General features: G+C 62.0%; 16 protein-coding genes. 14 read left to right on the top strand and 2 right to left on the bottom strand.

Annotation, left to right across the window (positions count from 1 at the left end):
• Together DN387_RS20840 and DN387_RS20835 are read right to left on the bottom strand one after the other, a co-directional pair.
• Positions 1 to 187, bottom strand: a 187-nt coding sequence (locus tag DN387_RS20840) for a hypothetical protein (protein WP_254506280.1), incomplete at its 3' end; no start/stop codon positions are given.
• A gap of 105 nt (positions 188 to 292) precedes the next feature.
• Positions 293 to 496, bottom strand: coding sequence for a hypothetical protein (locus tag DN387_RS20835; protein ID WP_143516634.1), 204 nt, complete (start codon positions 494 to 496; stop codon positions 293 to 295).
• Between the two features lie 46 nt (positions 497 to 542).
• On the opposite strand from DN387_RS20835, the gene DN387_RS20830 reads away from it, so the two are divergent.
• The 14 genes from DN387_RS20830 to DN387_RS20765 all read left to right on the top strand — a co-directional run bounded on the left by DN387_RS20830 (position 543) and on the right by DN387_RS20765 (position 10,200).
• Positions 543 to 773, top strand: coding sequence for a hypothetical protein (locus DN387_RS20830; RefSeq protein WP_236171582.1), 231 nt, complete (start codon positions 543 to 545; stop codon positions 771 to 773).
• Positions 774 to 782: 9 nt separating this feature from the next.
• Positions 783 to 1,235, top strand: coding sequence for a proteasome subunit beta (locus tag DN387_RS20825; protein WP_236171584.1), 453 nt, complete (start codon positions 783 to 785; stop codon positions 1,233 to 1,235).
• Positions 1,210 to 1,833, top strand: coding sequence for a putative metallopeptidase (locus tag DN387_RS20820; RefSeq protein WP_176516942.1), 624 nt, complete (start codon positions 1,210 to 1,212; stop codon positions 1,831 to 1,833). The genes DN387_RS20825 and DN387_RS20820 overlap by 26 nt, the downstream gene beginning before the upstream one ends.
• A gap of 31 nt (positions 1,834 to 1,864) precedes the next feature.
• Positions 1,865 to 2,341 (top strand): DUF2280 domain-containing protein, encoded by a 477-nt coding sequence (locus tag DN387_RS20815; protein WP_236171585.1) that lies wholly within the window; start codon positions 1,865 to 1,867, stop codon positions 2,339 to 2,341.
• On the top strand, positions 2,316 to 3,644 hold the full coding sequence (locus DN387_RS20810) for a terminase large subunit (RefSeq protein ID WP_236171586.1): 1,329 nt from the start codon (positions 2,316 to 2,318) through the stop codon (positions 3,642 to 3,644). The genes DN387_RS20815 and DN387_RS20810 overlap by 26 nt, the downstream gene beginning before the upstream one ends.
• On the top strand, positions 3,644 to 5,077 hold the full coding sequence (locus DN387_RS20805; RefSeq protein ID WP_236171587.1) for a DUF4055 domain-containing protein: 1,434 nt from the start codon (positions 3,644 to 3,646) through the stop codon (positions 5,075 to 5,077). The genes DN387_RS20810 and DN387_RS20805 overlap by 1 nt, the downstream gene beginning before the upstream one ends.
• Positions 5,022 to 6,116 carry a minor capsid protein gene (locus DN387_RS20800; RefSeq protein WP_236171588.1) on the top strand — a complete coding sequence of 365 codons (1,095 nt, stop codon included), beginning with the start codon at positions 5,022 to 5,024 and terminating at the stop codon, positions 6,114 to 6,116. The genes DN387_RS20805 and DN387_RS20800 overlap by 56 nt, the downstream gene beginning before the upstream one ends.
• 114 nt (positions 6,117 to 6,230) lie before the next feature.
• A complete protein-coding gene (locus DN387_RS20795) occupies positions 6,231 to 7,004 on the top strand; it encodes a hypothetical protein (protein WP_236171589.1) in 774 nt (257 codons plus the stop codon).
• A 3-nt stretch (positions 7,005 to 7,007) separates the two neighbouring features.
• The gene (locus DN387_RS20790; protein WP_054915208.1) at positions 7,008 to 7,985 is read left to right on the top strand and encodes a major capsid protein; all 978 of its coding nucleotides are present in this window, start codon (positions 7,008 to 7,010) and stop codon (positions 7,983 to 7,985) included.
• 46 nt (positions 7,986 to 8,031) lie between these two features.
• Entirely contained in the window at positions 8,032 to 8,337 is a 306-nt protein-coding gene (locus DN387_RS20785) for a HeH/LEM domain-containing protein (protein ID WP_176516933.1), read from the top strand.
• A gap of 3 nt (positions 8,338 to 8,340) precedes the next feature.
• Positions 8,341 to 8,718 carry a hypothetical protein gene (locus DN387_RS20780; protein WP_236171590.1) on the top strand — a complete coding sequence of 126 codons (378 nt, stop codon included), beginning with the start codon at positions 8,341 to 8,343 and terminating at the stop codon, positions 8,716 to 8,718.
• A gap of 3 nt (positions 8,719 to 8,721) precedes the next feature.
• Positions 8,722 to 9,114 carry a hypothetical protein gene (locus DN387_RS20775; RefSeq protein ID WP_236171591.1) on the top strand — a complete coding sequence of 131 codons (393 nt, stop codon included), beginning with the start codon at positions 8,722 to 8,724 and terminating at the stop codon, positions 9,112 to 9,114.
• Position 9,115: 1 nt separating this feature from the next.
• A complete protein-coding gene (locus DN387_RS20770; protein WP_236171592.1) occupies positions 9,116 to 9,790 on the top strand; it encodes a hypothetical protein in 675 nt (224 codons plus the stop codon).
• Entirely contained in the window at positions 9,787 to 10,200 is a 414-nt protein-coding gene (locus DN387_RS20765; RefSeq protein ID WP_236171594.1) for a phage tail terminator-like protein, read from the top strand. Before DN387_RS20770 ends, DN387_RS20765 begins: the two co-directional genes overlap by 4 nt.
• Positions 10,201 to 10,262 lie beyond the last annotated feature (62 nt).

The following is a 10,262-nucleotide window of genomic DNA, read 5'->3' as shown; positions in this document are numbered from 1 at the left end:
ATTTCCAGCACCCCCATAGGCTCGGTACAGAGATGGCGATTATCGTCACTGGCAAGGCAATCTTATCCGTATAGACGATGGCTATGACCAAATAGATTAGTCCCCATATGAAGATCAGTGTCACAGGAGCGATTCCTACGATCGCACCGAGCGTGAGGGCAATACGAATCTTGGTTAGCTTGGTCATCCCGATCCCTGTGGGGTAATTCATTCGCGGATAGGATAAGTCCACCGCGCCACAAAATCGAAATGCGCCGTTTCGTGGCGCGATGCTGACTGACAGATCAGGCGCCTATCTTTTAACCCCTGTCGAAAATGGAGATCGCCAGCCTTTCTCCTGCACGACAGCTTGTTCTAGTTGGTGTATTCGATAATCAAGCCGCATGACCAGCAGTGGATCGGTGCTGCCTGGGTGATCGTGCAGCATGCTAGAAAGCCGCTTGAGTTGGTCGATCAGCTCTAGATGCTTTTTGGCGAGATCCTTTTTTCCTTCCATAGCGTCCTTCTCCATTAGGCCTTGCAAACAGCATAGAGAATCATCCATGGATAACCAGCACAAGAAGATCACCGGCTACCGCGACCTCACCCAGAGCGAGATCGACGGCATGAATTCGATCAAGGCTCTGGAGGCCGACGCCGGTGAGCTGTTCAAGCAGGTCGGGCAGATTGAGGGTGTCGACCCACGGCTACTGGCCCTGGCCAAGACCAACCTGCAGCAGGGCTTCATGTGGTTCGTGCGCTCGATCGCCAACCCCGCTGACCCGTTCGCCTGAGAGCCCGTCATGACCACTATTGCCGACAAGGACGGCGTTATCGCCTGCGACACTCGCCAGGTGCGGGGTGGCGCAATCGTTTCTGATGATTGTTCGAAGTGCCAGGTGGTGGATGGGGTCAGCTTCTTTCTGGCTGGTGCTGTGTGCGACGAGAAGGCCCTGATTGCGGCCTACTTCGGCACCCCCTCGGCGGTCCCGGTCGAATGTTCAGGCTATGCCGTCGATGGCGGCAGGCTGCTCATGGTCGGCTACGACGACAAGACGGGCATCTGGAAGCAGGAACTCGACCCAGCCAACCCTGACGCCATTGGCAGTGGCTCAGCCTATGCCCTGGCTGCAATGGATATGGGTGCAAGCGCAGAGGATGCGGTCAGGGCCGCGATGAAGCGGGATATCTACACCGGCGGCAGGGTTCGGACTATGAGGGTTGAACAGCATGGAAAGGCCAGTTCCACCGGCTGATCTCCTTGAGCTGACCGAGCTGTCTATGCTCGGTGCCCGGATTCAGCCGGCCCCCGAGGTTGGCGAATGGGTTCAGGCTGCGATTCTCAGTGAGGGTGGCGAGCTGCACAACCCTGACCATGCCCACCTGATCGACGCGCCGCTTCGCTTCCTGTGGGCTTCAGCCTGCTTCGAGAAACAAGGTCGGACGGTAGTTGGCCAGGCCGAGGCGGTGATGTTCCGCGCTGGCGGATGGCAGAAGGCCCGACAAGAGCAACAGATGATCGATTGGTTCGGTGAGGTGCCGGGCTTCGTCATCACCCTGGCTGCTGATTACTGCTCACAGTGCTCCGACACCGAGTTCTGCGCCCTCATCGAGCACGAGCTTTACCACATTGCCCAGAAGCTCGATCAGTACGGTGCTCCTAAGTTCACCCAGGACGGACTGCCAAGCCTGACGCTCCGCGGACACGATGTGGAGGAATTCGTCGGTGTGGTCCGCCGCTACGGCGCCAGCGAAGACGTTCAGCAGCTGATCGACGCTGCAAGCCGGCCGCCTGAGGTGGCCAAGATCAACATTTCGAGGGCCTGCGGAACCTGCCTACTAAAGTCGGCCTGATTTTTGACAGGTTTTGACGGATGACAAACCCATGGCAGCACTACGAAGCGAGGTCAAAGCCTTCATTGTTCAGGCTCTGGCCTGCTTCGATTCACCCAGCCAGGTGGTGGAGGCCGTCAAGAAGGAATTCGGGATCGAGGTGAGTCGCCAGCAGTGCGAGTCGCATGACCCAACCAAGTATGCAGGCAGAGGCCTGGCCCAAAAGTGGGCTGACCTGTTCCACGAATGCCGAAAGCGCTTTCGTGAAGAGACGGCAGACATTCCGATCGCCAACCGAGCGTTCCGGCTTCGCGGGCTTGGGCGAATGGCCGAGAAGGCCGAGAACATGCGCAACCTGGCCCTGACTGCCCAGCTTTACGAGCAGGCGGCCAAGGAGTGCGGCGACATGTACGTCAACCGCAAGCTCGAACCAGACAAGCCCCTGGGCTCCCAGGCGGACCAGCAGCACGCCGTTGCTGAGTACAAGCTGGAGCCAGACGAGAATGTCCCCGTTACCCCGTACCTATGAGGCGCCGGTTAAGCTGACGCCAAAGCAGGCGAACATCTATGTGTGGGGCTTCCAGCCAGAGGCGCGCTTCCGCGATGCAGTGTGCGGCCGGCGGTTTGGAAAGACCTTTCTTGGCAAGGCTGAGATGCGCCGCGCGGCCAGACTGGCTGCAGAATGGGGCGTGAGCGTCGAGGACGAGATCTGGTATGGCGCGCCGACGTTCAAGCAGGCCAAGCGGGTCTTCTGGCGCCGACTGAAGCAGGCCATCCCTGAGGCGTGGCGCGCAGCACGGCCGAACGAGACCGAGTGCTCGATTACTCTCAAGTCAGGCCACATCATGCGCGTGGTCGGCCTGGACAACTACGACAATCTGCGGGGCTCGGGCCTGTTCTTCGTCCTGGTGGACGAGTGGGCGGACTGCCCTTGGGCGGCCTGGGAAGAAGTCCTCCGGCCGATGCTCTCGACCTGCCAGTATACGATCCCCCAGACCGGAGAGTCGCGCAAAGGCGGGCATGCGCTGCGGATCGGCACCCCGAAGGGTTTCAATCACTGCTACGACACTTACCGCGACGGGCAGCCGGGCGGCGAGCCTGACCACAAGAGCTGGCAGTACACATCGCTACAGGGCGGCAACGTCCCGGCCGATGAGCTGGACGCTGCCCGGCGCAAGATGGACCCGCGCACGTTCCGCCAGGAGTACGAGGCAGGGTTCGAGAACTATGCCGGGGTCGTCTATTACACCTTCGACAGGGCAGAGTGCCGCACCAGCGAACGCATCAAGCCGGGTGAGGCCATACACATCGGCATGGACTTCAACGTCATGAAGATGGCCGCAGTTGTGTACGTGGTCCGAGACGGCTTGCCTTTGGCACTGGATGAGTTCCACTCGGTGCGTGACACGCCCGAGATGATCGAGAAGATCAAGGTGCGTTTCTCTGGTCACAGCGTCTCTGTTTACCCAGACGCCAGCGGACAGAACACCAGCAGCAAAAACGCCAGCGAATCGGACCTGTCCCTGCTCAAGAAAGCCGGCTTCACCGTGGTGGTCGACTCACAGAACCCCGGCGTGAAGGATCGTATCAATGCGGTCAACGCCATGTTCCTGAACACCTACGGGGAGCGGCGCATGAAGGTCAACATCGACCAGTGCCCGCAACTCACCCAGTGCCTGGAACGGCAGACGTACACCGACAAAGGCGAACCGGACAAAGACCCCAAGAAGGGGCACGACCACATGAACGACGCCGCCGGCTACTTCATCGCCAAGCGGTTCCCGATCAAGACTCAGTCCGCCGGCACCCGCCGCATCGGAGGTTTGGCGTAATGCCTGTTCAATCCACCAACCCAGACTATGACGCTCACATCGAAGAGTGGCGGATGATGGACGACGCGCTGGAGGGCGAATGCGCCATCAAGCGCAGCCCGCGCAATTTGCCGAAACCAAGCGGTATGGTCGAGGCAGAGAAGCTAGACGGCGCAGGCAATGCCTACCTCTATCGTAACTACACCGACCGCGCCCAGTACGAGCACTGGGTGCGTGACTCGCTCCGCTCGATGATGGGCCTGGTATCGCGCCTGATACCCGAGGTGAAGCTGCCTGCGGGCCTGAAGGGGCTTGAGGACAACGCCACGGCCGACGGCTTCGGCCTGACTCAGCTGTTCCTGCGGATCGTACGCCAGGCCATTTCCCATGGCCGGGTACCGTTGGTGGTCAACATCGATGATGCGGGCCAGCCGTACTTCGCCACCTACGCGGTGCGCAACGCCATCAACTGGGACACTGCCGATCAAGGCGGCCGCCAGGACCTGGTGTTGTCAGTGTTCCGTGAATTCCGGCGCAAAGAGCAGGATCGGTACAGCCACGAATGCGAGACGGTCTATCGCGAGTTCTACATGGACGGCACGGTCTGCCGCACTGGCGTGCGCAACGAGGCCGGAGAGCTGGTAGAGGATGACCGGCCGCTGGGTGTCGTCGACGGCAACGCCAATCTGGTACGCGGTCTAGGCTACATCCCGGTCATCTACTGCGGCTCGACCGACAACTCACCGGACGTGGACGAGGTCCCGCTGCTGACCATGGCCCGGGCTGCGCTGAAGTCGTACCAGCTCAGTGCCGACTACTTCACCGCACTGCACCAGACCAGCCACCCGCAGCCGTGGGTCTCTGGGCTGGACGAGAGTGTGGAGCTCAGCGTGACCGGGCCGTCTGCGGCCTGGGATCTTGGGCCGAACGGTAAATGCGGCTACCTAGAGTTCCAGGGCGCTGGCATTCAGGCAGTGCGCACGGCGATGGGCGACCAGAAGAACGCCGCGCTCGAAGCTGGCGCCAAGGTCATGGACGTCTCAGGCACCGAATCGGGCGAGGCCCGCAAAACCCGCCAGAACGACCAGCATGCAACGCTGCATAGCATCGTGATGACCGCTGCAGAGGCCATCGAGCAGGCCCTGCGGTACGCCGCAGAGTGGACCGGCTTCAACCCCGACGAGGTGGTCTTCACGGTCAAGCCTGAGTTCGTGATCCCTGAGGTCAGCGCCCAGGTGCTGGCCGAGCTGCAGAAGAGCGTCATGGCAGGCACCATCAGCGCCGAGACGTATTGGCAGTACCTCACCACTGGCAAGCTGCCCGAGCGCCCGTACAACGAAGAGGCCGAGCTGATCGGCGACGACCACGACGCGAGCGGCGTCAACCTGGACAAAGACGATGGCGACGAAACCGACGCAGACGGCGGACGAGGTGCTGCTGGAGCAGGTCAGTAGGCACGCGGTACTGCTGGAGCGGCTCAAAGCTGGCGAGGTCAAGAAGTTCGAAACCTACCTGCGCCGAGCTGACAGCCATGTCCGTGACCAGCTCACCCGCAAGGAACTGACCACCTACGGCCGGAGCAGGCTGGAAGAGTTCCTCGGGCGGGTGGGCGGCAAGCTGCTGGAGATCTACAAGGCCTTCAGCGACCGGATGCAGTCCGACCTAGTGGACATCGCGCAGTACGAGGCTGCATTCGAGGGCCGCAGCTTGGCCAAGGCGCTGCTGATCGATGCGGTCATGCCGGCGGACTCGCTACTCAGGGCGGCGATCAACACGCAGCCCCTGCAGGTGGCGGGCGTCGATGGCGGCAAGCTGCTGAAGCCCTTCCTGACTGGGTGGACGCGCACCGAGTCGGACAGGGTAACCAACGCCATTCGAATGGGTGTCGTGCAGGGCCAGACTAACGCCGAGATCACCAAGGCCATTCGCGGCACCGCGGCGCAGAACTTCACGGACGGAGTACTGGCGGTCACGAACCGAAGTGCCCGTGCAGTCGTCCAGACCGCAGTCCAGCATGTGTCCACCACTGCACGCATGGAAACGCTCAAGGCGAATGCCGAGGTTGTGCCGGGCTATCGGATCGTCGCCACTTTGGACCGGAAGACCAGCGTGCAGTGCCGGAGTCTGGATGGTCGGGAGTACGAGATGGGCAAGGGCCCTGTGCCACCGTTCCACATCCACTGCCGGACGACCATCACGCCGATCACCAGGTTGTCGGCGCTGTTCGGACAGGGCGCTACGAGGGCCGCAGTGGGCGCGGATGGCGGCGGGCAGGTCTCGGCAAGCCTCAGCTATTACCAGTGGCTCAAGACGCAGCCAGCAGCTTTCCAGTATGCCGCGCTGGGGCCGGTGCGCGGCAAGCTTTTCCGAGACGGCGGTCTGACGGCCGAGCGCTTCGCCGCCCTGCAACTGGACAAGAACTTCAAGCCGCTGACGCTGGACCAACTCAAGGAGTTGGAGCCGTTGGCGTTTGAGCGGGCCGGCATCAGCTGATCCGCGCCACAAAACGCAGAGCCACGATTTCGTGGCGCGATCAATAAGCCTCGCAGATGCGGGGCTTTTTCATGCCCGCCAGGCGGGCCCATCCAATCCCCAGGGGATAGCCACATGCCTTTTGACTTCGACCCGGCCGCCCACGGCCTCACCCTCGACGACACCCAAGCCGCAGCACTCAAAGCAGCGCTGGGCGGCGAGGTACAGAAATTCCTGGATGGCGAGGTCTCGGGCCTCAAGTCCAAAAACACTGAGCTGATCGGTTCCAACAAGGCCATCAAGACCGAGCTGGACAAACTGAAGGGTCAATTCGAAGGCCTGGATATCGAGGCAGTGAAGGGCCTGCTGGCCAAGGTTGGCCAGGACGAAGAGACCAAGCTGATCGCCGAGGGCAAGCTGGACGAAGTCATCACCCGACGTACCGAGCGCCTGCGCACCGACCTGGATAAGCAGGTCAAGGCCGCCAACGAACGCGCGGACAAGGCCGAAGCCTTCGCTGCCAAGTACAGCGACAAGGTGCTGGCCGACTCTATCCGCGCTGCCGCCATCAAGGCCGGCGCGCTGCCTGAGGCTGCCGAGGACATCATCCTGCGAGCCCGCGGCACCTTCAAATTGAGCGAAGACGGCGAACCAATCGCCACTGACCGTGCCGGCGAAGTCGTGTATGGGAAGGACGGCAAGACCCCGCTGTCTCCCCTCGAATGGGCGGAATCGCTGCGCGAAACCGCTACCCACCTGTGGCCAAGGGCCCAGGGTGCCGGACAGACCGGCGACAACGGTGGCAAGGCCACGAAGAAGTGGGGCGAGTACACCGAGACCGAGCGCGCTGCGATCGCTCGCGACAACCCCGAAGCATTCAAAAAACTGCAAGCCACCCAAGGAACCTAATCCATGGCCACGACCCAGCTGTCGGACATCTTCGTCCGCGACTACTACGGCGCGCTGGCGCCGGTGAACACCCCTGAAAAAACTTCCGTCTTCGAATCGGGAATCGTGACCCGCTCGCCGACGCTCGACAATATCGCCAACAACGGCCAGGGCACCTCCGAGATCAGCTATTGGCAAGATCTCGACGCCGACGAGGCGCCGAACATCTCCAACGACAACCCGGATGACCTGGGCGAGGTCGGCAAGGCCGAGCAGGGCAGCATGCGGGCCCGTACGCTTTACCTCAACAAAGGCTACGGTGTTGCCGACCTCACTGCTGAGCTGGCTAATAGCGAGCCCATGCAGCACATCCGCAACCGCTTCGGTACGTACTGGACCCGCCAGTGGCAGCGTTATCTGCTGGGCGCTGCACGAGGCATCATCGCGTCGAACATTGCCAACAATGCCGGTGACATGGTCAAGGACGCAGGTGCCACCATCAGCGCCACCGCGTTTCAGGACGCTGCCTTCACTGCCGGCGATGCGGCCGACATGTTCGGAGCCATCGGCGTCCACTCGGTGGTCATGAACCAGATGGTCAAGCAGGACCTGATTGAGTACCTGCGCGATTCGACCGGCAAAATCATCCTGGCCACCTACCTCGGCAAGCCGGTGTTCATGGATGACAGCCTGACCTATGCGCCCGGTCAATTCCTGTCGGTATTCTTCGGCCAAGGCGCTTTCGGTTATGGCGAGGGGGCTCCGCATGTGCCGGTCGAGCTGCAGCGCAAGCCGGACGGTGGCAATGGCGGCGGTGCCGAAGTCCTGTGGGAACGCAAAACCTTCATCCTGCAGCCCGCCGGTTTCAGCTGGAAAGGCAGCAACAACCTTAACCTGAGCCCGAGCGCCACCCAGTACGCCAGCGCTGCGAACTGGGAACGTGTGTTCGACCGCAAGCAGGTACCGTTCGCCGCCGTCATCAGCGGCACCGCCACCCCTTGACCCATGATGCGGGGCGCCGACTTGGCGCCCTGTGCAGGAGATCGCTATGAAAGTCATCTACACCGACAAGCCAGGTCGCGAGCGCGGCGTTTGTTACCGGCTCCTGAGCCAGTTCTTCGGGGTCATCGACGGCGCAACGCATGTTGTGGTCGAAGGCGAGGCGCCCGAGATCGTCGAGGCCTATGAGGCTGCGGGTATCAAGGTTGGCGAGCAAGACGGCCAAGAAGAGGCCGAGACTGACCCGCGCAAGATGAACGCTCCCGAACTGAAGGAATGGCTCACTGCCAAGGGCATCGAGTTCGACGCCGGCGCGAAAAAGCCCGACCTGCAAGCCCTGATCCCCCAGGAGTAAGCCATGACTGACTTCATCACCGTCGCAGATGTCGACCAGAAGCTCGGGCTGGGCTGGGCTGGCACCGGTGATGCGGTCCTTGCCGTGGCCATGGCCAACGCCTGGCTCACGGCCAAGATCAAGCGAACGGTGCCAGATCCGGTGCCGGACGCCATCGTGAGTGCTGGCGCGCAGGTGGCCAAGTTGGCCGCCGCCGGCCAGCTCTACAAGGACACCCAGCGCGAGATCCAGAGCAAGACTGTGTCGGCCCAGGCTGGCACCTCGACCAGCAAGACCTATGTCGCTGGCTCTGTGGATCGCTCGACCGGCGAGAACTTCGCCTTAGACCTCATCGCTCCCTGGACTCGTCGTTCGGGCACCGTAATGCTCAAGAGGATCTAGCCCATGGGTATGCGCGAAGAGATCCAAGCTGACCTAGCTGAGGCGTTCGACGATCCAGATGGCTTGGCTGATGCCGTACGGCCGGTGGCGGGGTCACGCTCCATCAAGGGCGGCTACGACCCTGCCATAGGCGGCACGGTGCCGGCATCGACGCTTTACTACACGGGCCGTGGCGTGTTCGGCAGCTACCTGGCCAAAGAAATCGACGGCTCGCGGATTCAAACCGAGGACGTGAAGCTTTTGGTGCTGCAGAACGAACTATTCGAAGGGCGGGCCGATGCGGTGACCGCCACCCCGGCCGTGCCGAAGATCGGCGACCTGATCAGCGGGTTCCGGACGCTCAACGTATCCGAAGACCCAGCCCAAGCCACCTGGGCCGTCCAACTGAGGAAGTGACATGCCCCGCGGATCACACATGACCCAGCGCTACGGCGGCTTGCAGGGCGGCTTTGCCGAGGCTATCCGGGCGTTCGCCGAGCAGGCCGAGCAAGCACTCGACGCAACCTTCCGCGAGATCGTGATCGAGATCGGCAGCAGCGTTATCCGCATGTCGCCGGTAGGCAACCCTGAGATATGGGCTGCCAACGTGGCCCATCGAGCCAAGGCAACCAGGGCCGCCGATGACTACGACTTTAAGGTCGCGGTCCGAAACACCCTGATCAACCTGAACCAGGACAACTTCACCAAAGCCGGCAATCTGCGCAAGGGCGTCAAGTACGCCAAGCCCCTGACCAAGACCGAGCGCGAGCAGAACTTCGCCACCAATGGCTTGGTAGCAGGCCAGGGCTACGTCGGCGGACGGTTCCGGGGCAACTGGCAATTCTCCATCGATGCTCCGGCAACTGGCGAGCTCGACCGCATCGACCCGTCGGGCAGCCAGGCGATCGCTGACCTGCAGGCCCAGGTGCAGGCCCTGACCATTGGCCAGACGGCCTACATCGTGAACAACCTAATCTACGCGGTGCCTTTGGAATATGGGCACTCAACCCAGGCACCGCACGGTATGGTCCGGGTCACCCTGGCCAACTTTCAGCGCATCGTTGACGAAGCTATCAGGAACAACCAAGTATGAGCCATGCACGAGCCCGTCAGGCCATCGAGATCAAGCTGATGGATTGGGCTGCGGCGCGACCGATCCGGGTCGCCAACTTTGAAGAAGGCTTTGAGCCACAGACAAACGAGTCCTACCTAAGGGCGTACCTGCTGCCGGCTGGAACCACCTGCCGCTACCTGGGCGGCGAGGCGTACGAGTACACCGGCGTCTATCAGGTGAGCATCGTTTGCCCGGCGGGCCAGCCTCTGGAAACCGCTGAGGCTCTGGTGAACGAGCTTTCGAGTCTCTTCCGGGTCGACTCGGCGCTCAGCCGCAACGGCTTCGAGGGCTTGGTCACCGAACCAGTTGACCAGGGCCCCACCATCACCGAGTCGGCGACCTATACGGTCCCGGCCAGCTTCACCTACCGCGGCGTCGCGGACCTGTAAATCACTCAACGGCCTCTTCTGGCGGCCAACCAAACACGCAGCCTAGGCCCGTACAGCCGAAC

This window comes from Pseudomonas sp. FBF18 (assembly GCF_024261405.1).
GTDB lineage: Bacteria > Pseudomonadota > Gammaproteobacteria > Pseudomonadales > Pseudomonadaceae > Aquipseudomonas > Aquipseudomonas palmensis.
The sequence above is the reverse complement of the archived record's forward strand: the minus strand, read 5'-3'. Positions and strand labels throughout refer to the sequence as shown.

Excerpts from the sequence above, each read along its gene's own strand:
- DN387_RS20835 (WP_143516634.1), bottom strand. The coding sequence starts at position 496 with ATGGAAGGAAAAAAGGATCTCGCCAAAAAGCATCTAGAGCTGATCGAC.
- DN387_RS20830 (WP_236171582.1), top strand. The coding sequence starts at position 543 with ATGGATAACCAGCACAAGAAGATCACCGGCTACCGCGACCTCACCCAG.
- DN387_RS20825 (WP_236171584.1), top strand. The coding sequence starts at position 783 with ATGACCACTATTGCCGACAAGGACGGCGTTATCGCCTGCGACACTCGC.
- DN387_RS20820 (WP_176516942.1), top strand. The coding sequence starts at position 1,210 with ATGGAAAGGCCAGTTCCACCGGCTGATCTCCTTGAGCTGACCGAGCTG.
- DN387_RS20815 (WP_236171585.1), top strand. The coding sequence starts at position 1,865 with ATGGCAGCACTACGAAGCGAGGTCAAAGCCTTCATTGTTCAGGCTCTG.
- DN387_RS20810 (WP_236171586.1), top strand. The coding sequence starts at position 2,316 with ATGTCCCCGTTACCCCGTACCTATGAGGCGCCGGTTAAGCTGACGCCA.
- DN387_RS20805 (WP_236171587.1), top strand. The coding sequence starts at position 3,644 with ATGCCTGTTCAATCCACCAACCCAGACTATGACGCTCACATCGAAGAG.
- DN387_RS20800 (WP_236171588.1), top strand. The coding sequence starts at position 5,022 with ATGGCGACGAAACCGACGCAGACGGCGGACGAGGTGCTGCTGGAGCAG.
- DN387_RS20795 (WP_236171589.1), top strand. The coding sequence starts at position 6,231 with ATGCCTTTTGACTTCGACCCGGCCGCCCACGGCCTCACCCTCGACGAC.
- DN387_RS20790 (WP_054915208.1), top strand. The coding sequence starts at position 7,008 with ATGGCCACGACCCAGCTGTCGGACATCTTCGTCCGCGACTACTACGGC.
- DN387_RS20785 (WP_176516933.1), top strand. The coding sequence starts at position 8,032 with ATGAAAGTCATCTACACCGACAAGCCAGGTCGCGAGCGCGGCGTTTGT.
- DN387_RS20780 (WP_236171590.1), top strand. The coding sequence starts at position 8,341 with ATGACTGACTTCATCACCGTCGCAGATGTCGACCAGAAGCTCGGGCTG.
- DN387_RS20775 (WP_236171591.1), top strand. The coding sequence starts at position 8,722 with ATGGGTATGCGCGAAGAGATCCAAGCTGACCTAGCTGAGGCGTTCGAC.
- DN387_RS20770 (WP_236171592.1), top strand. The coding sequence starts at position 9,116 with ATGCCCCGCGGATCACACATGACCCAGCGCTACGGCGGCTTGCAGGGC.
- DN387_RS20765 (WP_236171594.1), top strand. The coding sequence starts at position 9,787 with ATGAGCCATGCACGAGCCCGTCAGGCCATCGAGATCAAGCTGATGGAT.